This is a genomic window from Microbulbifer maximicatervae (SeqCode) (assembly GCF_052467815.1).
In genome coordinates, this window is the sequence record NZ_CP174326.1 from 986,470 (window position 1) to 1,011,617 (window position 25,148).

At 53.3% G+C, this 25,148-nt stretch carries 23 protein-coding genes; 6 read left to right on the top strand and 17 right to left on the bottom strand.

Going from position 1 to position 25,148, the window contains the following annotated elements; translation table 11 throughout:
- Nucleotides 1-20 precede the first annotated feature (20 nt).
- The 9 genes from ACJJIW_RS04270 to ACJJIW_RS04310 all read right to left on the bottom strand — a co-directional run bounded on the left by ACJJIW_RS04270 (nucleotide 21) and on the right by ACJJIW_RS04310 (nucleotide 11,798).
- Nucleotides 21-386 (bottom strand): thiol-disulfide oxidoreductase DCC family protein, encoded by a 366-nt coding sequence (locus ACJJIW_RS04270; protein ID WP_282934504.1) that lies wholly within the window; start codon nucleotides 384-386, stop codon nucleotides 21-23.
- An 87-nt stretch (nucleotides 387-473) separates the two neighbouring features.
- Entirely contained in the window at nucleotides 474-890 is a 417-nt protein-coding gene (locus tag ACJJIW_RS04275; protein WP_444936755.1) for a cupin domain-containing protein, read from the bottom strand.
- A gap of 53 nt (nucleotides 891-943) precedes the next feature.
- Entirely contained in the window at nucleotides 944-2,347 is a 1,404-nt protein-coding gene (locus ACJJIW_RS04280) for a rhomboid family intramembrane serine protease (RefSeq protein ID WP_444936756.1), read from the bottom strand.
- Nucleotides 2,348-2,485: 138 nt separating this feature from the next.
- Nucleotides 2,486-4,648 (bottom strand): mechanosensitive ion channel family protein, encoded by a 2,163-nt coding sequence (locus tag ACJJIW_RS04285; RefSeq protein WP_444912014.1) that lies wholly within the window; start codon nucleotides 4,646-4,648, stop codon nucleotides 2,486-2,488.
- 99 nt (nucleotides 4,649-4,747) lie between these two features.
- On the bottom strand, nucleotides 4,748-5,320 hold the full coding sequence (locus ACJJIW_RS04290) for a DUF6515 family protein (protein WP_444936757.1): 573 nt from the start codon (nucleotides 5,318-5,320) through the stop codon (nucleotides 4,748-4,750).
- A 126-nt stretch (nucleotides 5,321-5,446) separates the two neighbouring features.
- A complete protein-coding gene (locus ACJJIW_RS04295; RefSeq protein ID WP_282934509.1) occupies nucleotides 5,447-6,565 on the bottom strand; it encodes an efflux RND transporter periplasmic adaptor subunit in 1,119 nt (372 codons plus the stop codon).
- A complete protein-coding gene (locus tag ACJJIW_RS04300) occupies nucleotides 6,562-9,657 on the bottom strand; it encodes an efflux RND transporter permease subunit (RefSeq protein ID WP_444936758.1) in 3,096 nt (1,031 codons plus the stop codon). Before ACJJIW_RS04300 ends, ACJJIW_RS04295 begins: the two co-directional genes overlap by 4 nt.
- A 232-nt stretch (nucleotides 9,658-9,889) precedes the next feature.
- On the bottom strand, nucleotides 9,890-10,705 hold the full coding sequence (locus ACJJIW_RS04305) for a LytR/AlgR family response regulator transcription factor (RefSeq protein ID WP_413664204.1): 816 nt from the start codon (nucleotides 10,703-10,705) through the stop codon (nucleotides 9,890-9,892).
- A 4-nt stretch (nucleotides 10,706-10,709) separates the two neighbouring features.
- The gene (locus tag ACJJIW_RS04310) at nucleotides 10,710-11,798 is read right to left on the bottom strand and encodes a sensor histidine kinase (protein ID WP_282934512.1); all 1,089 of its coding nucleotides are present in this window, start codon (nucleotides 11,796-11,798) and stop codon (nucleotides 10,710-10,712) included.
- A 121-nt stretch (nucleotides 11,799-11,919) separates the two neighbouring features.
- Between ACJJIW_RS04310 and ACJJIW_RS04315 the strand changes: the two genes are divergently transcribed.
- Entirely contained in the window at nucleotides 11,920-12,390 is a 471-nt protein-coding gene (locus ACJJIW_RS04315; protein ID WP_282934513.1) for an EVE domain-containing protein, read from the top strand.
- Here the strand turns inward: ACJJIW_RS04315 and ACJJIW_RS04320 are convergent.
- The 3 genes from ACJJIW_RS04320 to bioD form a co-directional block, all read right to left on the bottom strand.
- Complete coding sequence (locus tag ACJJIW_RS04320; RefSeq protein ID WP_282934514.1) at nucleotides 12,387-12,578, bottom strand: DUF3094 family protein; 192 nt, start codon at nucleotides 12,576-12,578, stop codon at nucleotides 12,387-12,389. The genes ACJJIW_RS04315 and ACJJIW_RS04320 overlap by 4 nt on opposite strands.
- A gap of 109 nt (nucleotides 12,579-12,687) precedes the next feature.
- On the bottom strand, nucleotides 12,688-14,469 hold the full coding sequence (locus ACJJIW_RS04325) for an acyl-CoA dehydrogenase C-terminal domain-containing protein (RefSeq protein ID WP_413664200.1): 1,782 nt from the start codon (nucleotides 14,467-14,469) through the stop codon (nucleotides 12,688-12,690).
- Nucleotides 14,470-14,574: 105 nt separating this feature from the next.
- Nucleotides 14,575-15,261: a dethiobiotin synthase gene (bioD, locus tag ACJJIW_RS04330; RefSeq protein ID WP_444936759.1), complete on the bottom strand. Its 687-nt coding sequence runs from the start codon at nucleotides 15,259-15,261 to the stop codon at nucleotides 14,575-14,577.
- 181 nt (nucleotides 15,262-15,442) lie between these two features.
- On the opposite strand from bioD, the gene ACJJIW_RS04335 reads away from it, so the two are divergent.
- Nucleotides 15,443-15,982, top strand: a complete 540-nt coding sequence (locus tag ACJJIW_RS04335; protein ID WP_413664192.1) for a L,D-transpeptidase family protein — start codon at nucleotides 15,443-15,445, stop codon at nucleotides 15,980-15,982.
- A gap of 46 nt (nucleotides 15,983-16,028) precedes the next feature.
- On the opposite strand, the gene bioC is transcribed toward ACJJIW_RS04335, so the two are convergent.
- From bioC to bioB, 3 genes are read right to left on the bottom strand one after another with little or no spacing between them, the layout of a single operon-like run.
- A complete protein-coding gene (gene bioC, locus ACJJIW_RS04340) occupies nucleotides 16,029-17,573 on the bottom strand; it encodes a malonyl-ACP O-methyltransferase BioC (protein WP_444936760.1) in 1,545 nt (514 codons plus the stop codon).
- The gene (gene bioF / locus ACJJIW_RS04345) at nucleotides 17,570-18,763 is read right to left on the bottom strand and encodes an 8-amino-7-oxononanoate synthase (RefSeq protein WP_444936761.1); all 1,194 of its coding nucleotides are present in this window, start codon (nucleotides 18,761-18,763) and stop codon (nucleotides 17,570-17,572) included. Before bioF ends, bioC begins: the two co-directional genes overlap by 4 nt.
- Nucleotides 18,760-19,809: a biotin synthase BioB gene (bioB, locus tag ACJJIW_RS04350; RefSeq protein WP_444937347.1), complete on the bottom strand. Its 1,050-nt coding sequence runs from the start codon at nucleotides 19,807-19,809 to the stop codon at nucleotides 18,760-18,762. Before bioB ends, bioF begins: the two co-directional genes overlap by 4 nt.
- Nucleotides 19,810-19,989: 180 nt before the next feature.
- On the opposite strand from bioB, the gene ACJJIW_RS04355 reads away from it, so the two are divergent.
- Both ACJJIW_RS04355 and ACJJIW_RS04360 read left to right on the top strand, forming a co-directional pair.
- Nucleotides 19,990-20,682: a ComFC family protein gene (locus ACJJIW_RS04355; protein ID WP_444936762.1), complete on the top strand. Its 693-nt coding sequence runs from the start codon at nucleotides 19,990-19,992 to the stop codon at nucleotides 20,680-20,682.
- Between the two features lie 159 nt (nucleotides 20,683-20,841).
- On the top strand, nucleotides 20,842-21,987 hold the full coding sequence (locus ACJJIW_RS04360; RefSeq protein ID WP_444936763.1) for a beta-ketoacyl-ACP synthase III: 1,146 nt from the start codon (nucleotides 20,842-20,844) through the stop codon (nucleotides 21,985-21,987).
- 135 nt (nucleotides 21,988-22,122) lie between these two features.
- Here ACJJIW_RS04360 and ACJJIW_RS04365 read toward each other — a convergent pair whose 3' ends face one another.
- Both ACJJIW_RS04365 and ACJJIW_RS04370 read right to left on the bottom strand, forming a co-directional pair.
- Nucleotides 22,123-22,611 carry a DUF1203 domain-containing protein gene (locus ACJJIW_RS04365; protein WP_444936764.1) on the bottom strand — a complete coding sequence of 163 codons (489 nt, stop codon included), beginning with the start codon at nucleotides 22,609-22,611 and terminating at the stop codon, nucleotides 22,123-22,125.
- Nucleotides 22,612-22,707: 96 nt separating this feature from the next.
- Nucleotides 22,708-23,253, bottom strand: coding sequence for a PadR family transcriptional regulator (locus tag ACJJIW_RS04370; RefSeq protein ID WP_282934523.1), 546 nt, complete (start codon nucleotides 23,251-23,253; stop codon nucleotides 22,708-22,710).
- A 242-nt stretch (nucleotides 23,254-23,495) separates the two neighbouring features.
- Between ACJJIW_RS04370 and alaE the strand changes: the two genes are divergently transcribed.
- Both alaE and ACJJIW_RS04380 read left to right on the top strand, forming a co-directional pair.
- Nucleotides 23,496-23,993, top strand: a complete 498-nt coding sequence (gene alaE, locus ACJJIW_RS04375) for an L-alanine exporter AlaE (protein WP_282934524.1) — start codon at nucleotides 23,496-23,498, stop codon at nucleotides 23,991-23,993.
- A 38-nt stretch (nucleotides 23,994-24,031) separates the two neighbouring features.
- Nucleotides 24,032-24,733, top strand: coding sequence for an aspartate/glutamate racemase family protein (locus ACJJIW_RS04380; RefSeq protein ID WP_282934525.1), 702 nt, complete (start codon nucleotides 24,032-24,034; stop codon nucleotides 24,731-24,733).
- The last annotated feature ends 415 nt before the right edge of the window (nucleotides 24,734-25,148 follow it).

A 25,148-nucleotide genomic window follows, 5' to 3' on the forward strand; every position in this document is an offset into this window, starting at 1 on the left:
TAAACCTAGCCCGATATTCACTACCAATGCTTTAGCGCCCGATTCCATAGATACAAACCTCGCGCAAAAACGTTGTAACCTTTATTCAAAAACCACCTAATGCCGGGTAGCTTCGACACCCTGGCCTTCCATTGCTCCTTGGGAGAGTTCTCCCAAATTGTAATAAAAGCTTCATAGCCTACTTTCAGATTTCCATCCGCATCCAATACATGCAACCGCTCACGGACAAACTCTAAATCTGTATTCAGTTCCTTCGCTTTATCTTCATCAATATGAACATCCTCCCAATCCACTTGGCAGGAGACGGACTTTTTCTTTTGTGCTGAAATTCCTGCGTTACAGACTGGACAAGCAGAATTATAAAAAACCCGAATCTTTTCAGGCATAAGCTAAAAATCCATTCTTTTTCTACCAGCGAAAACTACTTAGGGTGGTCAATATTATCGCGGTTCACCAACTCCCAGGGTAAACCATTATTTCGGTAGATCCGCTGATTTTTTTTCTGGGTAGTCGGCAACATCATGTTGTAGTCGCTGGCCTACAACTATGCAACGCAAGGTCACTTCTCCCACATTGCGCATCACATGAGCTGGGCCACCAGCGGGGTAGCCAATAAAATCCCCTGCAGAAACCTGGTGGTGATCGTCACCAATACGCACATCGGCCCTACCCTCCAGGACATAAACACATTCGTCTTCAAAATAGTGACAATGGAATTCTGTGGATTCATAACCTGGCTCGATTTCGATCATATGGAAACCAAAGCCGGATATGCCGATAAGATCACCCAGGGACTTGTTTTTACGCACCGCATTGGCATTGAGGAAATGTACCTTGCGCTCCCCCTCCATCCCTGCAATTTCGGTCCCGGTCAAAATATAGCGACTCACTCTGCCCCCAATACATTACTTAATTATTTATAAGACATACCGAATTATGTTCTTCAACTTGAGGCAGCCATATCTTGGGTCATCTCTTTCACCTCGCGCGCGCGGCCTTCCTCACCCAGGCGACGATAGTAATTGACCAGAACCATTCCCAGCTTGGGAATCAAGGGGTGATTCACTCGCTGCTGTTTCAAGTGGCGCAGTAATTCCTCTAGCCATGGCCAGTCCTTTTCTTCCGCTGCACGCCGTGCCATCAGTAAGTTTGCCTTTCCGGTGAGCGCCTTTGGACTTTTTGTTGCCGCCAAGTAGCGGCGATAGCCACTTGCCAGGGTATGGCCATCGATCTCCAGATTTCCTGCCTGGGCAAATAAAGCGAGATTGGCCCGGTGGTAACCTTCACTCTCTGGCGCCGCTGAGGTCAGTTCTATATAGCGCTCAATCAGTGTTAAAGCCTGTGGATATTGCCGCACCGCTGAGGCTGCCGCTTCAGTGGCTTCCAGGATTTTTCCCTCTTCCAAAAAACGATCAATCCGCGCCAGGGCTACCCTTTGGGGGGACGGGGCCTCCTCTTCCTCCGGCATAGGTTCCACCATCGGGCGCCAGTACAACACCGCCAAAGTCAGGGCAAAACCCGCAAGTAAACCACCAGTATGAGCCCAGTAGGCAATGCTGGCACCTCCATACAAATAACCGAAAATCTCCTTACCCAACCACAGCGGTAACACCAGCAGCGCCGGTGCACTGAATTCGCCAAACATAAAACCAATGGTGTAAAAGAAACGTAGCCGGCGCACACCGTAAACCGCGACGAACATGCCCATAATTGCCGAGACCGCACCGGAGGCACCCACCATCGGTACATGGCTGCCGGATTCCACCAGCACATGCAGACCTGCTGCCGCCAATCCTCCCACCAGGTAGAGCCCTATAAACCACGCCCCACCCAGGGCTAGTTCAACAGACAAGCCAAACAACAGCAGAAACACCATATTGCCGATAAGGTGATCCCAGCTTCCGTGTAGAAACATATGGCCAAAGGCCCCAGCAATACTCGGGTCTGCCGGTATCAGCCCTAGTGCGTTGCTACTGACCCTATCCCGCAGTTGGGCAAACTCCTGCCTCTGTCGTAACCACTCGGTCTCACCCTCTGCTTCGAGCTTCGGCAACAGCCAGTGGTGGAATTCAGGGTTACCGAGGGATTCCCGGTAAAAAAACTCTTCCCCTTCCACACCCATCTGCGCTCTCCACTCTGGGTGCATTTCATTGACATACACAAGAAAGCGTTGCTCTTCGAGGTCCGGTAAGTCACTCTCAAAATAGTAATCTTCAGCTTCCTGCCAGCGAGCTTCATCCCCCCCTTGATAGAAAACAAACATCAGCAAGTTAAGGGCAATCAACGCAAAACACATTAATGGCGGCCGGCGCCAGTCGGGTTTGTTTTGGATGGGGATGATCAGCACGGGCTTCCCTTATTGTGATTTCATCAGCGCCCTGTGAGAAAACGCAGTAACACCGGTAAATGAACTTGCACCGACACAAAGGCCAGTGGGCTGAAAATACTATGAAATCCCGGAGGTGTCATGCCAGCCGGACCTCACTTACTTCCTGGCGGTACGGCCAATGATCGCCGGAACATCCCAACTGCGCAGATGCAGATCTCTCTGAGGGAAAGGTACCTCTATACCCTTATCGCGAAATTCCCGCAACAACTCCAAGTTGTACAGGGCATAGGAGTCTCCCAGGGAAGTCACCATATTGCTGTTGACCCACACCACCAACTTGAAGTCGAGGGCATTATCCCCGAACCCCATCAGCCACACCTCGGTTTTTCGCTTCCAGTCGGTATGGGTGATATTGACTCGAGCGGCAGCTTCCAGGGCAGCTTCCCGCACCAAGTCTGGGTCCGAGGCATAAGACACACCAAAGGGTACGTGAATACGGCGCACTGGGTCATCCAGTGTGTGGTTAATAACCCGGCCCGCAACAAACTCAGTGTTGGGCACCAAGATATCCACATTGTCCCGCGTGGTAATACGGGTTGAGCGCACGCTGATATCGCGGATGCGGCCAAAAACGCCCGACTCCAGCTCCACCAGATCACCCACTTTGAGAGGGCGCTCAAACAGCAAAATCAAACCGGAGATAAAATTCGAGAAGATCGCCTGAAGCCCAAAGCCAATACCTACCGACAGGGCTCCAGCAACCAGGGCCAACTTGGAGGTATCCAGGCCCAACATGCTGAGCACCACAATCAGGGCCGCAGAAATAAAGATGTAGTGCAACACCCGCCCAAGATTGTACATGGAGGATTCACTGGCATGCTCCCTGCGCACAAGCCGGCGCAGGAAGGCCTGGGTGAGTCCAGACAATAGCCAGGCCCCCACCAAGACCACAATCATCTTGGCGATCAACCGCAGGGTTATCGGGTTCTGGGCAACAGTAAATAGCTGATAATCCGCCAACTTACGCCAGCGGTTATAAGCTTGTCTTGCGCCCAGTGCGACTCGTTCGCGCACTGTTGCCCACCAACCCTGGCGCTCCTTGTAAACCTCCAGCTGGGCCTTTTCATAGCGCTGAATATCCTGCTCGAGGTCATTGGCGCGGGCCAGGCCACTGCCAATACGCTCAAAGTAAGACCACCAGCGACTCAGGTCTTCGTTCTCTTCATCCTCGCGCCAGGCCACCACCTGACGCTGGCGCACCGCCAGCTCCCGCGACGCACTTTCAATCACAGAGTTGGCATTTTCCAATAAATCCCGACTGATAATCAGGGGGCGCTCTTCGCCCTCTTCATTCAGGACCTCATTGATGGATTGCAGCAACTCACTTTTGCGTTTTTCCAGCTGCTCCTCCAACAAGTCCACTTCAAGCTGCATCAGGGTGAGGTCTTTCTGCATATTGATGGTGGGGTCAGTGGAGGGTTCTGTAGTGCTTTGAATACTGGTGCGGGTCGCAGAAATACGTTCGATTTTCTTTTCGTTCGCGGCAATATCCTTATCTATTTCCTCTGCATCTTTACTGGAGTAGACGAGGGTATCCAGAAGTCTCCGCAATTTAATTTCTGCGCTGTTAATCTTTTCCCGCCAGGTTCCCAGGAAAGTATTAACGGTACTCAGCTGCTCAATAATATTTAGGTGATTTATTTGAGCTAAAAGTAGAGCCTGCGCCGCCTCATCCTCCTCTCGTCCACTGGAATCGCGCAGTACAATCACTTGTTTACGCAGTAAAGATAGAGACTGGGACTGGGTTGATTTAAGTTGGCGAGCCTCCAGTTCTACGCCTTTCAACCTACGTCGGCCACGGCTGATGGCAGAATCGGCCTTGGCCCAATTCAATACCGTTGGGTTCTCTGGAAAATCCACATCCGGCATTAAAGGGACTTTCAGGTACTCCTCTCGTTTTTTCCAGGTAATTGCGATCCCTTGTAAACTTTGGCTAATCTTTTCTGCGCCTTCCTGTAAGGCCTCATCCTCCGGCAAATCCTTTTCCCACTCCTCCCAGCTCTTTGTGACCAAGCTAAGCCATTCTCGTCGCTCTTCGGGAGAAGCACTGGTCCATCCAGTCCACCAATCTGCAGAGGGGTCAGCAAAATCTGGAACCTCCGGCTTAAACTCCTTGGGTTTACTACCGGGAAGCTGGGCGACACTGGAAACAGAGAGACAGGCGACACTAAAGAAAAGGAGAAATGAAAGGGCGAGGTGAAGAAAAGAAAATTCTTTGCCGGCACTACAACGAGGGATGAAAAGGCTGGCACCCGGCATAAAATACTTCTATCCGTGAAAAAATCCGGCACTAATAAAATAGGCGCCTACTGGGCCATATTGTTCAGTGTAGCCCAGGGACTTCCCTGCCCCATGCATTTACCTGAAGCGGCGACTTTGACGCAAACATTTCCTGTATACTTTGCGATATTCACGCATAGCCCGCCTTGCTGTTTTTCCAGGCTCCCCCGTACTGCGCAACAAATTTGCCGCCCGGGCTTCACAGTAAATACCCCAATCCTTACGATCGACTCGTTTACTCTCTGAGCGGTGCCGCAAATGGCGGGGCGGATACGCTCGGGGGTATATTTTCTTTTTCGGAGCTAGGGGATTGCGATTAACATGCTGCCAATTGGGAGGGGGCGTGACCACCACATATTGATTGTCCCTGGGGTCTAATAAGAAAAAGGTACCATTACCCGCAAGCATATAATGCTTGTTACCCAAGGTAATGGGGGTTCCAAAAGGTACTCGGGAGACCCGAGCTCCCAAAGGCGGCTCAATCCGGGTATAGGCGTCGGGGCCTTTGCGGTAGAAATAACCATTTTTATAAAAAACTGTCTGGTTATTCACTTCGATAGGCTCAGCTCCGGGAGGCAGGTGGTCCGATCGAACCTGAGACTCCGAAACAGAACAGAAGAATACAAGAAATAGGGTAAGCAGGGATCGCATGGCTAATATCATCACCAAATTGCAATCCGCTAAGGGTATTGTGCGAGTTTGGCAATCCCAAGCTTATCAACTTAACCTATCAACACAGCGATATGTGACTTCACGAAATTTTGGTCGGGTTGGAAATTAACCGCTCCCCGCCTGTAATGGCTCTTTATCTCGCACCACTTCCGACAGCACTTTAACTTCCTGTCCAGGCTGCAAGCGCTCAGCACCACGCACTATCACACGATCGCCCTTGGTGAGATCACCGCTTACCGACACCCATTCACCATCGCCACTACCGATACGCACAGATAATCGCTCTGCCTTATCCCCCTCACCCACTCGATATACGAAGGTATCGCCATTTCTTAAAACCAAGGCATCCCTTGGCACAGACATGGTGGCCTGCGCCTGCGCAATGGGCACAGAGACCTGTACCGGCATACCGACAATCCAGTCCCACTGCTCCGGCGCACTCTGTGGCAAAGTTACCATCAGCTTAACTCGCCGGGAGCGATCGCTGGCCACAGGCACAAATTGACGTACCCGTCCGCTAAATAATTGATCATCCACCCGAGCCTCTCCCGGCAGAGAGACAGAATCACTGCGCAGCGCCACTGTGTCACCGATGCGAATCAGCGGCAGGGCCGTCAGGGGAATATCCGCCTCCACTTCCATCTGTGACATATCCAGGGCTCGCAGTAATTCCGAACCGGTGCGCACATATTCTCCCGCCTGTAATTCGCGGCTCACCACTAGAGTGTCAAAGGGCGCGTCAATGGCTGTTTTAGATAATTCATAGGCCCGTCGGTCGCGCTCAATTTGAGCCGCAATCAGGTCCTGAGCCATTGCCTCACGCTCAGCCTGCTGCTCTTCCAATGCGGCTCGGGAGGTACTATTGGTTTCCGCCAACTTACTCAGTCGATTTAACTGAGCATCCATATAAGTCAACCGCGCACGCAATTGTGCGATACGACTGTCACTGTTGCGCAGCTGTAATCGCCAATGAGTACTGTCCAACTCGGCCAGGCGCTCACCCTTTTTAATAAAGCTGCCGGGTTCAGCGACAAATTCCAACACACCATCCAGTTCAGAAGAAACTAGGATATCCCGTCGGCTCACCACCTCACCTGCAGACCACTGGCTCGGAGCAATTTCCCGAACTTGGGCCCGATCCACCAATACCGCAATAGGGTCGCCCTGCGCCCATACGCCATTGGCACCCAGAGATAAAACGATTCCTGCGAGCAATTTCTTCATTGTGAACTCCTCAGGGCAAACCTTTCGCGCATAGCCGTAAATTTGGGTAGTGGCAGGCTGCCGGTTTGCAGTAATGCCGGCAATAAAACCAGGGTAAAGAGCGTGCTCACTGCCATGCCGCCCACAATCACTGCGGCCAGGCCGCGGTAGATAACACTGCCCTCACCGGGAGCAACCAACAGTGGCAACATGCCAAATACACTGGTCAGGGTACTCATAAAAATAGGGCGCAAACGCAGGCGCAAGGCCTGCTCTACAGCGTCGACCCGAGTGCTACCCGCCATTTCTGCCGCTCGCGTCTGGTGTACCAGCAAAATAGCATTATTCACCACCAGGCCTAGCAGTATCACAAAGCCAATCATGGTGAGCAGATCCAGTGGTTGGAAATCGATCAAGTTTAAAATTTGTAGCGCCAACACGCCGCCCACTGTCGCTAAGGGCACGGTGAGTAATACCAGAGAGGCATCCCGCAAGGAGCGGAACAGTGCACTCATCAGCAGGAATAAAATTAGCAGCGCTAACAGGAAATTCTTGGAAAGCGAGGCCAACGCCTTATCCAGGTCACTGGCATTCCCTCCCACCAAAATACTCCCATCAGCGGGCAGAGCTTCACGAATTTTTGGCAAGACATCCGCCTCCAGCTGTGCACGCACTTCTTCGAGGGACACATCTTCCGGCGGGACTATATTGAGTGTAATAGTGCGCCGACCATCGACCCGGCGCAAACTGCCCGGCCCCACAGTCCGCTCCACACTGGCCAGTTGACTGAGCGGCACCACTTCCCCACGGGGCGTTACCAGCGGCGTATTTTGCAATTGCTCCGGGGTACTCCAGGGCTGCGCTTTAAAAATAATATCCAGGCGCTTTTCACCGTCAAAATACTCGCCGACATAGAGACCATTGCCCAGCGTTCGAACCAGTCCGCCCATATCCTGGCGATTCCAGCCCTGCTCCAACATTGCGCGATCATTGGGGCGCACTGTCAATTCAGGTTCTGATAAAGATAAGCCCGGGTTGGTCTGCACCGGCGTTCCCGGCATCACCTCTTCAACAACCTCTACCCCAAGGGCAGCCGCACGCATCAATGCTTCGGCATCACGGGATTGCAGATGTAAAGCAATGTTGCGGTCACCACCGAATTGGCCAAACAGATTACCCCGCGCAGCAAATCCCTGGAAATCAGGAATATCCACCAGGATTTCTTCCCGCAGGATTCTCTCCATCTCCTTGGCTTGATCCATATCCTTGACCCGCACTCCCATAGTGCCGCCATTGGGCCAGGTGATCACGTAGTAGTTCTTCAGGGCTGGTTCGCGCTCACCACTCATGTAGGGTGCCATGCGCTTATCCAACTCGTTGACGATTTCTGTTTCTAAAGTTTTGGTATTAGTGGATGCGGGGAAATTCATCCACACATCGACTGCATCCCTTTTTACCGGCGGTAAATAATCCAGGTTTGGTAAGAATAAATAAGTCGCAACCATGGGCATTAATAAAAGCCCCCCGATCACCTGCCAACGGCGAGTCCTGGTACTCGTCAAAGCCATTACCCGCGCAGTTATTTTTTCCCACACTCGGGAGAGACGGTCTTCAGTAGAGATAGAGGGTAGCCACAGACGCGCAGCCAGGGGAACCACAGCCACCGCAACCAACAGGGAAAACACCACAGCCACGGCAATAGTCAGGGCCAGGTCACCGAAGACCTGCCCTTCGACACTGTTAAGGAAAAATACCGGTAGGAATATCGCAACGGTTGTCGCAGTACTGGCCAACAGTGCACCCCACACCTGGCCCGCACCCTGCTCCGCAGCCTCCTCTGCCCCCCGACCTTTTTCTCTCAGGCGCACAATATTTTCCAACACTACGATCGCAGCATCGAGCACCATACCGGTAGCAAAGGCCAGTCCCGCCAGAGAAATTACATTCACGCTGCGGCCTGCGGCCGACAGCACCACAAAGGTCGAAAGTAATGAAATTGGAATCGCTGCGGCAACGATCAAAGTCGCACGCATGCGTCGCATAAACCACCAGAGCACTCCGACAGCTAATACGATACCCAAAATCATATTACCGCCGAGCAAGTTTAAAGCCCGATAAACAAATACCGATGCATCAAATGATTGCACCAGCACAAGCTGCTCAGCTTTTAATTTAGTTTCATTCAGCTCAGCGACTTTTTGCTTAACCCGCTCCAAAGTAGCCAGCATATTGGCATTGTTGGTACGGTTAATACGGAGAGAAACTGCCGGATTGCCATTTTGCGTGGTGACACCGCGGGATTCAGAAGGCCCCACCTTGACCTCGGCAATATCGCCCAAGCGCACCGGCTGTCCATTGCGCCACTCCAACACCAATTCAGATAAGTCTTTGGGCTCATACTCGCCGACAAAGCGCAGGGTATAGCGACGCCGCCCCACGTCGGTAAATCCGCCGGATACATCCCTGGCAGACGCCAGCTGCCGACTCACTGTAGGCAGCTCTACTCCCAGTTCAGCTGCTTTCCAGGGATCAAAAATAATCTGTAACTCTTCCTGTGCCGCACTCCCAGACTGGGCCTGGACACTGGCAACTCCGGGCACCGACTCCAACTCCGGGCGCAGTACATCTTCAATCAGGCCGGCGTAGTCATCCAGGTTATTCTGGTTATCAGGTAATTTTTGTAGAAAGAAATAGGTCAGTGCTGTGGCATCGCCACCCCAGCCACCCAGCATTACTCGCGGTGGCTCCGCATCCCTAGGCAGTGGCGGCAGGCTGCTCATACGGCTGATAACGTCAATTAGCACCTTATTCATATCGGTGCCCATGGCAAATTCCAGATTTGCCCAGGCGCCGCCGCGACCGGCGTTGACTTGTATCATTTCCAGACCGGTGAGGCCCTGTAATACGGATTCGATCGGCTCGACAATTTCCGCCTCCACCTCTTTCGGTGCGGCCGCTCTCCAGCCTGCCTGGATAGCGATACGAGGATTGTCGATATCGGGGAAAAGTTGAACCGGCAGCTGGCTGGCGAGGAAAGCTCCAAGCAGAACAGCCATAACCACTGCGACCCCCGCAGCAGCGGGATTTTTTAAAGCGGCGCGTGTTAATGCCATTACTTCAGCCCCAGTTTTTTATTGGGACTGAAGGCTAGCGGAATATGAATTCCTTACAAGGCAATTGCGACTAGTTGCCAGGAAAATTCGATCAGGCCATGAAGAGCCCGTTTATTCGCCGGAAAGAAAAAACAAATTCACAAAATGAAATCCATGTCTTTAGAGGCAGCGCTATAGCTGAAAAACCCAGCTGCTTTGCTGCCTCAACCGAGAGCCATAAAAAATTTATGAATCAGAGGAAGTGCTGGACTTTATTTTTATAGCTGCGGCTCATTTTTAAACACTCGCCGCTATCTAATACCAGATGGTATTCGCCATTAATATGGGCACGAATCTCCCTTACCCGACTTAAATTGACGATGGTTGACCTGTGTATACGCTGGAAAAGTTTCGGGTCCAACTGCTGCTCCAGCTCTTTCATGGTAATACGCATCACATGGGTCTCACCCCGAGCGTGCACACACATATAATCACCGGCAGCATCGATCCAGTCGATTTCACTGGAGGGCACCAAAGTTATTTTGCCCGCATCTTTCACTGCAATTTTGTCCGGATAGGCACTGCCGGCAAATTGCCCGCTAACCAGCTTCTGCTCCAGCACCTCAGGGGATTCCTTGGTCAGATCGGCAACAGCTTCGAGTAATTGCTCTCGTTGGTTAGCGATATCAGCGTTGGCTCTCTGCTCCCTGACTCGGGTAAGAGCCAACTCCAAGCGCTCTTCTTCGATGGGTTTTAATACGTAATCCACCGCATTGATTTCAAAAGCCTCTACCGCATACTGGTCGTAGGCCGTGACAAAAACGACATGAGGTAGAGAGTCCACCGGAATCAGCTGGACCAGTTGCAAACCGTTTACGCCGGGCATCTGGATATCCACAAATGCTACATCGGGCTTCAGCTCCAGTATTTTGTCTAACGCATCGCGACCATTGCCGCTCTCTGCAACCACCTCGATATTGGCCATCTGTTCCAGGCGCAGCCGCAAGCCGCGACGAGCCAGGGGTTCATCATCGACAACGATCGCCCTCAGGGTCTCTACTCCACTCATCTCTTTATTCCTGTTCAAAGGGAATACGAATATTTACCGACAAGCCCCCTTCTGGGCGGTTGCGGAAACGCACTCTCTGGTCATCGCCATAAAGGGCCTTAAGGCGCTCACAGGTATTGCGAATGCCCACTCCGTAGCCTTTGCCAATCAGGCGCAGCTCCTCTTCCGACATGCCGGGGCCGTTATCGCTGACTTCCAATAATAATTCGCCGGCGAAAACCCGTGACTTGATGCCAATCTCACCGCCCCACTCCAGCTGTGAAATCCCGTATTTGATCGCGTTTTCAACCAGCGGCTGCAACAGCAGGCTCGGCACCAAGGCCTGGGGGGACTCCCCCTGTAAATCCAGATTCACCCCTAAGCGATCGGCGAAGCGCACCTTTTCAATGTCCAGATACAACATCAGCGCCTCAACTTCCTTCGCCAGGGTGACCTTCTGCATAGGGTCATTATCCAGAGAGTGGCGCAAGAATTGGGACAGGCGCGTCACCATATTGTTGGCCGTACGCCCGTCATTATCGAGGATCAAAGTAGAAATTGCGTTGAGCGTATTAAACAGGAAGTGCGGATTTAACTGGTAGCGCAGCATTTTCAATTGAGCCTGGTGCGCCATTGATTCAGCCCGCAGCGCCTTCTCCTGCTGGGCCTGAGAGGAGCGGTAATATTTGATGCCGTAATAGAGCGCCGCCCAAGTCATCAGAATCAGAAATGAATAGGTGAACCAGTAGATAGCCAGGAGTGCCGGGTGCTCATCACCATCGTGACCATAAAGCCACAGGGAGCCGGCGAATTTTATTGCTGCCCAAATCACCGCCGCCATGACCACCAGCAGTAAAGAGCCTAGCAATCGCATTGCTGGAGGCTTGCTCCACAGGCGGTGAAAACCCAAGCGCATGCTCTCGCTGAGAACAACCCCCGCTGTAGTGGCAACTATGATGTAGCCAGAGTGAATCCAGTGATCATTCACCCAGAAAAAACTGCCTACAAAGGTCAACAGCGTATAGCCCCCCCAACCAGAAAGCTGCAAGGCCCAGTACTGTGAGCGACGACTGGCCAGCTTCTGTGAGAGCCACTGAAGTGTTTTGCTTCCCATAATCTCCCGCTTATTGGGTAAAAATCTATGCGCCGATTTGACACTAATCGGCAGCTTCATACTAAATGGCGTCGAAAGCCGGCGAAACACCAACCGGCGCAGCAAAGAGACAAACTGCCGCATGACCTACTGGTTATTTAAATCTGAACCCGATGAATACAGCCTCCAGGACCTCGCTGCCGAATCCGGCGGTTGCGGTCGCTGGGATGGTATCCGCAATTACCAGGCACGCAATTTTTTGCGCGATAAGGTGAAGGAAGGAGATGGCGTGCTGTTTTATCACAGTGCCTGTAAGGTGCCGGCAGTTGTGGGCACCGCTGAAGTGGTTCGCTCTGCCTACCCCGATCCGGCCCAGTTCGACCCGGAAAGCAAGTACTTTGACCCCAAGGCCAGCGAGGATAAACCGCGCTGGTACTGCGTGGATATTCGCTGGCGAAGTGAGTTCCAACGGCCGGTGCCCCTCGCAGAAATCAAGGGCATCCCCCAATTGGCTGAGATGGTGCTGGTAAAACAGGGGCGCCTGTCTATCCAGCCAGTTTCCGGTGACGAGTGGCAGCTACTCCAGCAATTGGGAAGCTCCACGCCGCGCTAAACGATACCTTTTGTCTGGGCGATATACAGGCTCAGCAACGATAGCAGGGTCAATAACGCTAACAAGCCGAGTAACAGTATCCAGGGGCGGAAAGGCTTGCGCTCGACACTGTTGATGCCGGACTGCAGGTATTTATCGACCTTGGCCTGGTCTTCATCGGAGAGTTTCTTTTCAGACGGATCTAACATGGGCACTTTCGCTCGTTATTTTTGTGCCCTGAGTTTAGGAGAAAGCTATCTACAGCTCCACAAAAAAGCCCCGCGATGCGGGGCTTTTTAACACTTTCTTTGGGAGCTGTTAGAACAACTCTTCCTCCAAGTCCATCAAGCTAGCGCTACCTGCATTGACACTGCCGGCCAATGCCTGGGTGCGTGGCAACAGGCGAGCGAAGTAGAAGCGCGCTGTCTTTATCTGGCCGTTGTAGAAGCTATCCGCTTCCGCTTTCGGCAGCGCCGCAGACACAATTTTCGCCCACATAAAGGCGTAAGCGACGTAGCCGAACAGGTGCAGGTACTCTACAGAGGCAGCACCCGGTGCGTGGGGGTCTTGCTGAGTGGCGGCAACCATATTCTCAGTTGCTTCACGCAGGCGTTGCATCTCTGCGATGAGCGGCTGGATAAACTCTGCCATTTCCTCGCGATCAATCTGGGCATCGATAAAGCCCTGTACATCTGCAGCAAACAATTCGAATAGAGCACCGCCAGTGGCTACAGTTTTGCGGCCCACCAGATCCAGAGCCTGGATACCATTGGTTCCTTCATAGATCTGGGTAATACGCACATCGCGCACCAGCTGTTCCTGGCCCCATTCGCGGATATAACCGTGGCCACCAAAGACCTGCTGACCGAGGATGGTGCAATCCAATCCCATATCAGTAGTAAAGGCTTTGGCTACCGGGGTCAGCAAGGCAACCATATTCTCCGCGTTCTTTTTCTCTTCACCCTCGCCGAACTTGGAAATATCCAACCACTTGGCCACGTAAGTGGACAGAGCGCGGCCGCCGTTCACCAAGGCTTTTTGGGTGAGCAGCATACGGCGCACATCCGGGTGCACAATGATGGGATCTGCGGCTTTCTCCGGCTGCTTGGCGCCCGCTGGAGAGCGGCTTTGGATACGGTCGCGAGCGTATTCAACAGCATTTTGATAGGAGCGATCTGAAGCGCCGAGGCCCTGGATACCGACACCCAGACGCTCGTAGTTCATCATGGTAAACATGGCCGCGAGTCCTTTGTTCTCCTCGCCGACCAGCCAGCCCTGGGCGCCGTCGAAGTTCATCGCACAGGTAGCGGAGGCCTTAATGCCCATTTTGTGCTCGATCGAGCCACAGTTCACATCGTTGTGTTCGCCGATGCTGTTGTCTTCGTTCACCTTGTATTTAGGCACCAAGAACAGCGAGATGCCTCTCGGCCCCTTGGGTGCGTCTGGCAATTTTGCCAATACCAGGTGAATTATGTTTTCGGACAGATCCTGGTCACCGCCGGTGATAAAGATCTTGCTGCCGCTAATGCTAAAGCTGCCATCGCCACGGGGCTCGGCCTTGGTGCGGATAATACCCAGGTCTGTACCAGCGTGAGGCTCGGTAAGGCCCATGGCACCAGCCCAGGTACCTTCATACATCTTGGGCAGGTATTTTTCTTTCAGCGCATCACTGGCGTGGGCATCAATTGCCAGGCAGGCGCCGTTAGTCAGAACCGGGTAGAGTGCAAAAGAGATATTTGAAGCATTGATCATCTCCTCAACCTGAGCGCCCAGCATTTTCGGCATACCCATGCCGCCGTATTCCGGGTTGCCCAGCAGTCCACCCCAACCGCCTTCACAGAAGGTGGCATAGGCTTCTTTAAAGCCTTTCGGCGTGGTCACCACACCGTCATTCCACTGGCAACCCTCTTCGTCGCCAGTGCGATTGATCGGATCCAGGGTGTTGGCAGCCAGCTTGGCCATCTCTTCGAGAATCGCATCTGCGGTCTCACGATCTACCGCCCCAGCCAACCCGGGCAATTCCGCCCAGAGTTTTTCCGCAGCAAATACCTCGTGAAGTAGGAAGTTCATCTCCCTTAGTGGCGCCTTATAGTCGGCCATGCTCCCGGTCCTCATTCAAGTGTTTCAAACGCTCGTTTGAATCTAGGGCCGAAGCGCCCTAATGTCAACAGTCTCGGGCCCTTGCGAGCCCGACAACTGCAGCGATCAGTGAGGTAGAAGCGGTGTTATATCCAGATATTGGGCACCATTGCGATAGTCCGCAGCGGTGTCGAATGGAAGCGTACCTAGCAGGGGGGCGGGCAATAGGGCCTTCAATGTCTGCAGATTCTCATCGGCTCGAGCCATCCCATCACGGGCGAAATTAGCTACCCAACCCGCCAGCGGCAGACCGTCGCGACGGATCGCTTCAGCGGTGAGCAGTGCGTGGTTGATACAACCGAGCTGCATACCCACCACCAGTATCACCGGTAAATTCAGCTCCCGAGGCAATTGTGACAGAAAGCTTCTTGGGCCCAACGGGGTGCGCCAGCCACCAGCACCTTCAATCAAAACCAGGTCGGCCCCTGCAGACATCACTCCCCGACAGACGCCAGCCATCCGCGCAACATTTAACTGCTTACCCACCTCTGCGGCCGCTATATGCGGAGCAATAGCGGGCTCCAGGGCAAAGGGGTTTACTTGCTGGTAAGGCAGCTTCAGAGTCATCGCTTCCTGGAGCAAAAGGGCATCTTCATTGCGCAGGCCATCATCCGTGTGCTCACATCCAGATGCCACAGGCTTCACTGCCGCCGTTTGCAAGCCTGCCTCCGCCGCTGCCGATAGCAGTGCGGCGCTCACATATGTCTTGCCGACCTCGGTGTCAGTACCGGCGATAAAATAGGTTTTTGCCAAGGCCTAACCCCCTCCTCCAATAAAAGTTAACTTTTTTCATGACGTGACTTTTCACGCCACCTAGATGGTGATAAATTAACCCGGTAGCGCAAATTTTGAACAAATCAAGCCGTACATCGATAAGAAGGCACGGGGTTGCGCTCACACAATAACCCCCTTTTAAAAGGGACAGACAGCAGGGATGCGGTGTCATTGCGAAATAACCGACAACTACCCGAACTGCTTAAAGACCATGCGATACCTGACCTTTGCCCTGCTCCTGCTGGTGCCAATCTTTGCTTCAGCGAAAGTTGATCCCGTTGACCACGTCGTAGTTTATAAGTCCAAGAAACTCATGCAGCTGATACGGGACGGCCGTGTCGTGAAAAGCTATACCGTGTCTTTTGGCGATAACCCCAGGGGACACAAGGTTCGCCAGGGGGACGAGCGCACCCCTGAAGGCCGCTACACACTGGACTGGAAGAATCCCAACAGCCGCTTTTATCGTTCAATCCACGTGTCCTATCCCAACAAGCAGGACCGTGCACGGGCAGCCAAAATGGGGGTCAGTCCCGGCGGTGACATTATGATCCACGGTATCAAGCCCCAGTGGTCCTACATGGAAAGGCACCTGCGCCGCACCAACTGGACCGATGGTTGTATCGCGGTGGCCTCCAACCGTGAAATGGACGAAATCTGGGCTCTGGTGAAGACGCCAATCCCTATCGACATCTACCCCTGATCTCTTCAATCTTGCACCCGGCTCCCTGCGTTGCGATAGGCGCAGGTCAGCCGGATTTTTTTGCCCTGCAAGCGGTGAGATTCATATAGATCACCTCGTAAGTTACCGGCAATCCTCGCTCTTCCCGCTTATTTTCATAGGCTACGGACAAGCGCTGCAGTTTGCGGCGACCTGTCATACCTTTATCCGCCGCCCGGTTAATATTGTGTGCACCCACTCCCTTAAGCTCCCGCATCAACTGCCGGAGGCTATCAAAGTGCAGCAGGCGCAACTCATCCGTAACCAATCCGCTGAGACCACTGTGCAGCGCCGCTTCACGCCATTGCTCGGCGGGCAGAAACTGATTGACATGTACCCCCCCATCCACTTGAGCCCAACTCTGTTTCAATTCCACCAGGGTTTTAGGGCCAAGGGTGGCAACCAGGCACCGTCCTTCAGGGGCCAGTATTCGCTGCAACTCAGCAAATAATTGTGGCAGGCGGTAGCACCATTGCAGCGCCATACTTGAAAACACCAAATCAATACTACCCGCCGCGAGGGGTAACTGTTCGGCATCGGCCGCAACGTAACCATCAGCTTCGGGTCTTTGCGTCCGGGCAAATTTCAGCATCCCCTCCGCCAGATCCAAGGCAATAATTTGCGCCTGAGGAAAATGCCGCCGCAACAGTTCAGTACCGAATCCGGTGCCACTGCCCAAATCGAGGATCGTACGGGGTGCCCAGCTGTCATCGGCTTGGGCCAACAGTTGCCGGCAGACTGCCCGCTGCAGATGGGCGCAATCATCGTAGCCTTGTGCTGCCCGGGTAAAAGAGCGAGCTACCGCAGCCTTATCAAACGGCTCAGCCGGGGGATTCCCAATAGACTCGAGAAGCTCGAATAGATATTCAGCGACGATGTCAGCCTTGGTGCAATGGGGTAAATGGCCCGTCTCGGGTATGACTTTGACGGTGCCCCCACACGCTTCAATGGACCGAGCAGCTTCAATGGGAACCAGGGCATCCCTGCTGCCAAACAGATGCTGTGCCGGCACGGACAGATTTTCCAGGTATTGGCGGTTATCCAACTCTGCCAGACAGCACAATGCTCCCTGCCAGGCATCAGTATTTATTTGAGGTTTTTGTGCCTTAAGGTCTTTAAGCAAAGAGCGCATGGCGCTATCACCCCGTGCCTGCAGCGAGCAAAATCGCTCCCAGGTACTCTCCGGAGATGATGTAAAAGCATCGAAAAATGCCTTGAAAGTGCTCTCGGCCATGCCCGGCCAGCCATCTCGTTCCACAAAGCGGGCATTGGCAGCTATGGTCACTAACCCCAGAACTTTGTCCTGCTTCGCTATAGAAGCCAGGCGAACGGCAAGCATACCGCCGAGGGAGTGTCCAACCAGGATACAGCGAGGGGGAAGTTGCTGGTAAAGCTTCTGCAGCAAAGCTTCTAGTGGAGGCCAGTCTTCAGCACCTTGTGTAGCAAATCCAGGTAACTCAATACAGTGGAGTTGCACTTCTGTACGACGCGCCAGGGATTCTATAAGCGGCTGCCAAAGGTCTGCACTCCCGCCCCACCCGTGCAGGAAAACCAAGTGTTCAACCCGTGTCACTTATCCAGTACCCCTGCGTCCTGCAAAATCTGCTGCAGCGCGCCTAGTAGCTCATCAATATCCTCGGCCCGGTGAGCCGCGCTCAGGGTAATGCGCAAGCGTGCAGTGCCCAGCGGCACTGTAGGCGGGCGAATGGCACCCACCAGGAACCCGCGCTCCTGCAATTCTCTGGCAACCGCCATCACAGTGTTTTCACAGCCCAACACCAGCGGCTGTATCGCACTGGCTGACGCCTGAAGAGGTAGACCGAGCTGTAGTGCCCTGCGGCGGAAATAAGCGATATTTACCCGCAACCGCCCTTGCAACTGAGGCTCATCGCGAATCAGTTCGATTGCAGCCAAGGCACCGGCAGCCACTGCTGGCGTCATTCCGGTGGTATAGATATAGGGCCGCGCAAACTGGGTGAGGAAATCTATCAGTGCCCGGGAGCCCGCAATAAAGGCACCGGCATTGCCAACCGCTTTACCCAAGGTACCCATCACAACCGGGGCTTGTTCCTGGGACAGCCCCGTCAGGGCACAGCTGCCCGCCAGTGGGTATGCTTCACTACCCATTACGCCAAAGCCGTGGGCCTCATCAACCATTAACCAGGCGTTGTATTGCTTACACAGAGTGGCAATCTCAGCCAGAGGGGCCAAATCACCATCCATGCTGTAAACGCCATCCACCGCTACTAAAGTAGCGCCACCCCGGCTAGTAGCGCGCTGCAATTGGCGTTCAAGGCCAGCGAGATCGTTATGGGCAAAGCGCAGACTGTTGGCGCCACTCAAGCGAGCACCGTCAATCAGTGAGGCGTGATTAAGCCTGTCCGAAACAATATTGTCGGCTCGCCCCAACAGGGCACAAATAGTGCCGATATTCGCCATGTAGCCACTCGAGAATATCAGCGCCGCTTCTCGCCCACTTACTTCGGCGATGCACTGCTGCAAGCGGTGATGAATATCCAGGTGACCATTAACCAGGTGAGAGGCTGTGGCGCCTGCACCACACTCTGCTCCCGCCTTCTGTGCTGCGATGACTTCCTCGCGGCTGGCAAGCCCCAAGTAGTCATTACTGCTAAATACCAGTAGCTCCTGCCCATCGACCCGGGCTCGCGGTCCGGGTGCGCGATCGAGGGTTTTTAGTTCCCGGTACAGATTCTGCTGGCGGCGCTCGGCGAGGCGCTGTTGCAGGACTTCATTCAGGGTCATTTGGCCGCATCGTAGAAGAAAGCATCATTTTGCTGTTCGGTGATCTGCGCGTTCAATTCCGCTTCCACCTCAGCCTCATTGGCGTACTGCTGATACTCTTCTGGCTTAATTCCCAGGCGACTGAACAACTGCATATCTTCATTAGCTTCCGGATTCGCGGTCGTCAGCAGTTTTTCACCGTAGAAAATAGAGTTGGCGCCGGCAAGGAAAGCCATTGCCTGCATCTCATCACTCATCTGCTCGCGACCGGCGGACAGGCGCACATGGGATTTCGGCATCATGATACGGGCCACAGCAATGCAGCGAATAAATTCGAAGGGATCCAGGTCCTTTTGTTCTTCCAGCGGGGTACCTGCGACTTTTACCAGCATATTGATGGGCACTGATTCGGGGTGCTCCGGCAGGTTCGCCAATTGCATCAATAACCCGGCGCGATCTTTATCGCCTTCACCCATTCCCACAATGCCACCAGCACAGACCTTCATTCCCGCCGAGCGCACTCGCCCCAAGGTTTCCAGGCGATCCTGGTAAGTGCGAGTGGTAATAATCTCACCGTAATATTCCGGCGAAGTATCCAAATTGTGGTTGTAGTAATCGAGGCCTGCATCCGCCAATTCCTGGGCCTGATCATCATTTAGCATGCCCAGGGTCATACAGGTTTCCATACCCAACGCCTTTACTTCTCGTACCATCTGGGTCACGTAAGGCATGTCTTTTTTCTTGGGGGAGCGCCAGGCGGCCCCCATGCAGAAGCGGGTAGCACCGCCGGCCTTAGCCGCCCTTGCCTCCTGCAACACCTTTTCAACCTTCATCAGTTTTTCCCGATCCAGCCCGGTGTCATAGCGGGCACTTTGGGGACAGTAGGCACAATCCTCAGGGCAAGCACCGGTCTTGATAGAGCAAAGGGTACTGACCTGTACCCGATTGGCATCAAAATAAGCTCTGTGCACTTGCTGCGCGGTAAACATCAAGTCGCTAAACGGCATGGCGAAGAGGTCCAGTACCTGCTGGCGGGTCCAGTCGTGGCGGATCTCTGCGGCGGGCATTTGCTGGGCGGCAGTCACAGGGCGTACTCTCTCTGTTGCTTATTAAAATCGGATACTCACAGCCTGTTAGCAGGCCCTAGCGGCATCGATCAGCGAGCTCTAATCCAGCGTCTGCCGTTCAATCCACCAGACTGGCCAGTTTAGCCACGGCCAAACCGCTGTCAACTCGGAAAAGACGACATGGTTTACAAGCTTTTCAGTAGAAAACTTGCCCAAAGTCTGGCCCGCTGCCTGCTGTGCGGCGGAGCATCGGGAAAGGTTGGAATCTGTTCTGCCTGCACTCAGGAGCTACCGGCGCTAGGCCGCGGCTGCCGCTACTGCGCCCTACCCTTGGCGGCGGCAAAAGATAATATTTGCGCGGCCTGTTTACAGAGGCCACCCGCCTTAAAGAAGATCAGTGCTGCCTGGCAATACGCTTACCCAATCAACCACTTAATCCAACATTTCAAATACCACCGGGACCTGGCCGCCGGACACAGCCTTATACAGCTAGCTGCCCGCCAATTGGGGCCTCCAGAGGATATGCCTGACATACTTACCCCGGTTCCTCTGCACTGGCGTCGCTATTGGCAACGCGGTTACAACCAGGCTCAACTTATTGCCAGTGGGCTGGGGCAATACTGGTGCCTGCCAGTAGATCTGCAACTACTGCGCAAAACAACATCCACCAAAACCCAGTCTCAACTCAGCCGCAACCAACGGCTGAAAAACCTGTCTGACAGCTTTACCGTGCGCGGAGAAATATCGGGTGCCCATATCGGCCTGGTAGACGATGTTGTGACCACGGGAGCGACCCTCGAAGCCATCACTCTCCAGCTACTCACAGCCGGGGCAAAACAGGTCAGCGCCTTCGTTTTGGCCAGAACGCCATGACTGTTCGGCGCGACTACAAATAGACCCATAGTCACCCCAACGTCACAATAGCTTACCTTGCCGTTCTGGCGCCTCAGTCCCCCACCTGCCAGCACTGCTAAGGTTCTAACAGCGACTAAATTGCCCGCATTTCTGTTGTCGCGGGCCAGGAATTCAGCGATGAGTGAATACAAGTTGCCACGGGGCATTGTCATCAGCGGCACAGGCCTGTGGACCCCACCGGAATCTATTAGCAATGAAGAGTTGGTAGATGCCTATAACACCCATGCCGAGCAGTACAATCTTGAGCATGCTCAAGAGATTGAGGCCGGTGAGCGCGCAGCAAAACCTTTCTCTTCTGCAGAATTTATCGAGAAGGCCTCAGGCATCAAGAGCCGCTATGTGGTGACCCGCGATGGCATCCTTGATCCGAAGCGTATGCGCCCCCTTATTCCCGAGCGCGCGGATGACGAGCTGAGTGTACAAGCCGAAATGGGCTTAAAGGCCGCCAGGCTAGCCCTGGAGAAAGCCGGTAAGCAGGCGTCTGACATTGATTTGGTCATTGTCGGTGCCTCCTATATGCAGCGCGCCTACCCCGCTATTGCTATTGAAATCCAAGGTGCACTGGATATCGATGGCTTTGCCTTTGATATGGAAGTGGCCTGCTCCTCAGCCACCTTCTCACTTCAGCGTGCGGTGGATGCGATCTGCTCTGGCTCAGCCAAAACTGTACTGGTTATCAATGCCGAGCTGGCCTCACCACAAGTGGATTACACCGACCGAGACAGCCACTTTATCTTTGGCGATGTAGCCGTAGCCAGCATTATCGAGCGCAGAGAAACCTGTACAGTCGAAAGTGCCTGGGAAATTCTCGGCACCAAAGCGAAAACCGTTTTCTCCAACAATATCCGTTCGAACTTTGGCTACACCGCTCGCGCCGCCGATGTGGACCCATTTGGTCCCGGTAAGTTGTTCCGCCAGAATGGCCGAAAGGTATTTAAAGAAGTTTGCCCCATGGCGGCCTCTCATATTGAAGTCCACCTGCAAGAGACGGACACCGATCCTCACAGCGTGCGCCGCTACTGGCTCCATCAGGCCAATATCAATATGAACAACCTGATCGCCAAGAAGCTAATGGGTGACAATGCAAGCGTTGAACGCGCGCCCATCGTTCTGGACCGCTATGCCAACACGGCAAGTGCCGGTTCAGTTATCGCGTTTAATTTACACAGCGATGACTTGCAGGTCGGAGACCGGGGAATTATCTGCTCCTTTGGTGCAGGCTATTCCATTGGCAGCTTGGTATTGGAAAAAATCTCCATTTAATTTTGAAATCTTTTCGGAGTTCGGGAATAAATACTGAACTCCGAAACAACCACTAAAAAGACCGGTGGTTCTCACTACCACAGACATCAGGATTTTATTAACCGGCGACCTGGCCTTCACAAATATCCATTAAAACTATGCGCGATCCAGCCGCAGCGCATAGCAACCATAAGCAGCGAAGCGCAGCAGAGCGAAATCAATCTCATCCTGCATGAAATATTCACTCACTTCTGTTTTTATTTGTTCGGGACCCACCAATTTCGCAGACACGATATGCTCTTCAGCGCTATAGGCGCGAAGCACTAGTGGCACATCACTCTTGAAATAATCTTCCGCATTATTATTTAGCGGGGGGAAGCTGTTCTGTGCTCTGAAGTTTTGTTCCGGCTGTGGCTGCGCCAGTACAAATACAGGCCCGTACTCCCGATAAGGACCGGCAAAAGAGAAAGGGCAGTAGCTGGCCAGGAGGATTTTCTCCCCGGGCCGTGCGCGCCGCCGCACATCACGACATGGCTCACCGCCCTGGGCGCTCAGCTGCCGTACCGGCTGCCCTAGATCATCTAGACCTGCTTGACGAACCTTTTCTAAAAAGTCTTCGCGGATAGGTGTTACGGTAAAAGTCATGGCTAAAGTCGCCCCACTTGCTAAAAGAGCGAGGTTACTGAACACCAAACAGCATCGCTGGCCAGATTCGGGCGCGTCATTCCAAGCGAGTAGCGGTTATTTTTTTACGGACTCTTCAAGCTCACTCAGCAGACCTTCCGCCCAACTGATCCAGGTCTTTTCCGCCTCAATACCCAAAAGCAGGGTTTGATGTGCCAACCAGTAGCGCTCCTGGAGCGCTGTATCACTCTTTAATACCCGCTCATTTTGCTCCTGGTAACTTTCCAGAGAGCTGCGATGTTGGCGCAGTTGGCCCTCCAGAGCATCTCGCATTTCATCCTTGCTCAGGTTGTGACCGGCGAACATGCGCACCAGAAAAGGCTCGCGAATCTTCTGCGGCGCACTGGGCTGAATGACCCAGTCACGCAGCTCGGCGCGGCCTAGATCCGTGAGGCTATAGACCTTCTTGTCCGGCTTGCCTTCTTGGGCCTGCTCCTCACAGTCCAGCAGGCCCTCCTCATGTAACTTGTGCAGCTCGCGATACATCTGCTGATGGCTGGCACTCCAGAAGTGGGAGACGCTGCGCTCAAAGCGCCGCTTAAGGTCATATCCACTGCCGGGCTCAATATCCAGCAAGGTGAGAACGGCAAAGCGCAGAGACATGAAAACTCCAACTCATCTTATGCAAAGAGTTGCATATTAACCGGAGCCAGCCATTTATGACCAGCTGCCGGGTTTTCATAACAAGATAATTAGATTAATAAAACATTAAAAAATAGGACAAATGTATCGACAGAAACTAACAGTCGAGATGTAAGGCTAGCTTTTATGCAAATTGGAGATATAATCGCCGGCTTGTCGCCAAAGTCGTTTAGGCGGCCACTGTCTACGAGGTTGTTTGCCCAATGTCCGCGCCCGCACTATCCCCATCCAGTCCAGATGCCCCAGATGAAAAGGCTTCTGGTGCGCGCCGGTGGGACTTTATGCTGGACATCTTCGCCATGAATAGCTTCTCTTGGGCTGTAGCGATCCCCATCGAGCTGGTTCTGGCGGGTATGAGTTGGAGCGAACACCTGAAAGTTCGCCTGATGGCCCTGGTATTCAATACCCTTATTGCCCGCCCATTCAGTATGTACCGCAACTGGATTGTGAACCGTTTCGGTGGTGGCGGTTTTATCAATGCCTACCTGGTAGACACCTTTGTATTTCTCAGCTTCCAGTTCCCACTTTATTTAGCCAATATGCGCCTCGGTGGCGTCAGCTGGGACGAAATAGCCACCGCCAGTATTACTTTTATACTAATCGCGGGGGCACTTGGACGACCCTATGGAATTTATCTCGACTGGGTGCGTCGAGTGTGGATTAATACGCTGGTGCCCCTGTGGAGCAAACGCGCAGCCTAGGGTTACCGAGACTCGATTAAGCATTACGAGAGAGGAACATGATTGTGTTGACCGATAACGCCATTGAAAACAGTTCCATGACCGTTGGCGTGGTCGCTGGCACTCCCACTGATACCCGCTTCGGATTGGATTTCCTCGCAGCACGCCAGCTTCGCGGAGTGGGTCTGTCCCTATCCTCGTCTCCCCAAGCTCAAACCCAATTACAGGCACTGGAGCGCGACGCCCTCACTCAGCAGCTGATCGAAGCTATAGAACAGCTTTATCAGGCTGGCGCCGAAGCGGCGATGATCTATTGCAACTCACTTTCCGGTGCAGTGGATATGTCGGCGGTGAAAGCTGCCTCCCCCATTGAGGTGGTATCCCCTCTCGAGGTGTATGCTGAACTTACCCAGCGCTACCGCAACTTTGGACTGCTCGCCGCCAACTGCCAGAGCTGCGCCAATATCGAGCGGGAAATACTCGAGCGCAATACAACCGCCAAAGTCATCGGTATTGGCAACTTGCAAATTGTGGAAGATATCGAGGACGGCCTCGCCGCAGAAATGATTGTTCGCCAACACGCTCTTGATGACTTGGTCGCGGCGCTGGTGAAAAGCGGCGTACAGATCCTGATTTTGGGCTGCACCCATTTCGATTATTTTTATCCGGAATTACTGGCTCACTGTGATGGTATTCGCCTATTCCTACCCTCTGAGCGTATGCTGCAATTACTGCAGGAACGTATTCCCCAGGCTGCCTGAATGCTAGATTCCGGCAGCAGTCCTGGCGCGATTTTCTCCAGGAGAGTTGCCGGACTACGCCCCCATCTAATAATTTGCCGCTAGATCCCTCTATGTAATCCGATGCAATCTGAGGATTACCTCTCCGCCAAATGCCACCCCGATCGAGCCCAGGGCAGAGTATCCGGGGCCGCCAAGCAACTCCTATATTGGTACAATCACTAAGGCGCCAACATTTACCACTTGGCAGAGAAAAAATTTCTCTTGTACCAAAAGCAGCCTTATTGCAGTATCAAAAATCTCCAATGTATCTGGATACCCATTACAGTAAGTCGTATTAAAACCCTTTTGGACTGCAGGATTTAGTCCAATTTAAATAACGTTGGTTACAAGGATGATAGAAACCACTTTATCTGGGGAAGCTCCCTCGTGTCAC

What these genes read in the sequence shown, in the direction of transcription:
- ACJJIW_RS04270 (WP_282934504.1), bottom strand. Translation starts at nt 386, where the DNA reads ATGCCTGAAAAGATTCGGGTTTTTTATAATTCTGCTTGTCCAGTCTGT.
- ACJJIW_RS04285 (WP_444912014.1), bottom strand. Translation starts at nt 4,648, where the DNA reads ATGCCGGGTGCCAGCCTTTTCATCCCTCGTTGTAGTGCCGGCAAAGAA.
- ACJJIW_RS04290 (WP_444936757.1), bottom strand. Translation starts at nt 5,320, where the DNA reads ATGCGATCCCTGCTTACCCTATTTCTTGTATTCTTCTGTTCTGTTTCG.
- ACJJIW_RS04295 (WP_282934509.1), bottom strand. Translation starts at nt 6,565, where the DNA reads ATGAAGAAATTGCTCGCAGGAATCGTTTTATCTCTGGGTGCCAATGGC.
- ACJJIW_RS04300 (WP_444936758.1), bottom strand. Translation starts at nt 9,657, where the DNA reads ATGGCATTAACACGCGCCGCTTTAAAAAATCCCGCTGCTGCGGGGGTC.
- ACJJIW_RS04305 (WP_413664204.1), bottom strand. Translation starts at nt 10,705, where the DNA reads ATGAGTGGAGTAGAGACCCTGAGGGCGATCGTTGTCGATGATGAACCC.
- ACJJIW_RS04310 (WP_282934512.1), bottom strand. Translation starts at nt 11,798, where the DNA reads ATGGGAAGCAAAACACTTCAGTGGCTCTCACAGAAGCTGGCCAGTCGT.
- ACJJIW_RS04315 (WP_282934513.1), top strand. Translation starts at nt 11,920, where the DNA reads ATGACCTACTGGTTATTTAAATCTGAACCCGATGAATACAGCCTCCAG.
- ACJJIW_RS04320 (WP_282934514.1), bottom strand. Translation starts at nt 12,578, where the DNA reads ATGTTAGATCCGTCTGAAAAGAAACTCTCCGATGAAGACCAGGCCAAG.
- ACJJIW_RS04325 (WP_413664200.1), bottom strand. Translation starts at nt 14,469, where the DNA reads ATGGCCGACTATAAGGCGCCACTAAGGGAGATGAACTTCCTACTTCAC.
- ACJJIW_RS04335 (WP_413664192.1), top strand. Translation starts at nt 15,443, where the DNA reads ATGCGGTGTCATTGCGAAATAACCGACAACTACCCGAACTGCTTAAAG.
- bioF (WP_444936761.1), bottom strand. Translation starts at nt 18,763, where the DNA reads ATGACCCTGAATGAAGTCCTGCAACAGCGCCTCGCCGAGCGCCGCCAG.
- bioB (WP_444937347.1), bottom strand. Translation starts at nt 19,809, where the DNA reads ATGCCCGCCGCAGAGATCCGCCACGACTGGACCCGCCAGCAGGTACTG.
- ACJJIW_RS04355 (WP_444936762.1), top strand. Translation starts at nt 19,990, where the DNA reads ATGGTTTACAAGCTTTTCAGTAGAAAACTTGCCCAAAGTCTGGCCCGC.
- ACJJIW_RS04360 (WP_444936763.1), top strand. Translation starts at nt 20,842, where the DNA reads ATGAGTGAATACAAGTTGCCACGGGGCATTGTCATCAGCGGCACAGGC.
- ACJJIW_RS04365 (WP_444936764.1), bottom strand. Translation starts at nt 22,611, where the DNA reads ATGACTTTTACCGTAACACCTATCCGCGAAGACTTTTTAGAAAAGGTT.
- ACJJIW_RS04370 (WP_282934523.1), bottom strand. Translation starts at nt 23,253, where the DNA reads ATGTCTCTGCGCTTTGCCGTTCTCACCTTGCTGGATATTGAGCCCGGC.
- alaE (WP_282934524.1), top strand. Translation starts at nt 23,496, where the DNA reads ATGTCCGCGCCCGCACTATCCCCATCCAGTCCAGATGCCCCAGATGAA.
- ACJJIW_RS04380 (WP_282934525.1), top strand. Translation starts at nt 24,032, where the DNA reads ATGATTGTGTTGACCGATAACGCCATTGAAAACAGTTCCATGACCGTT.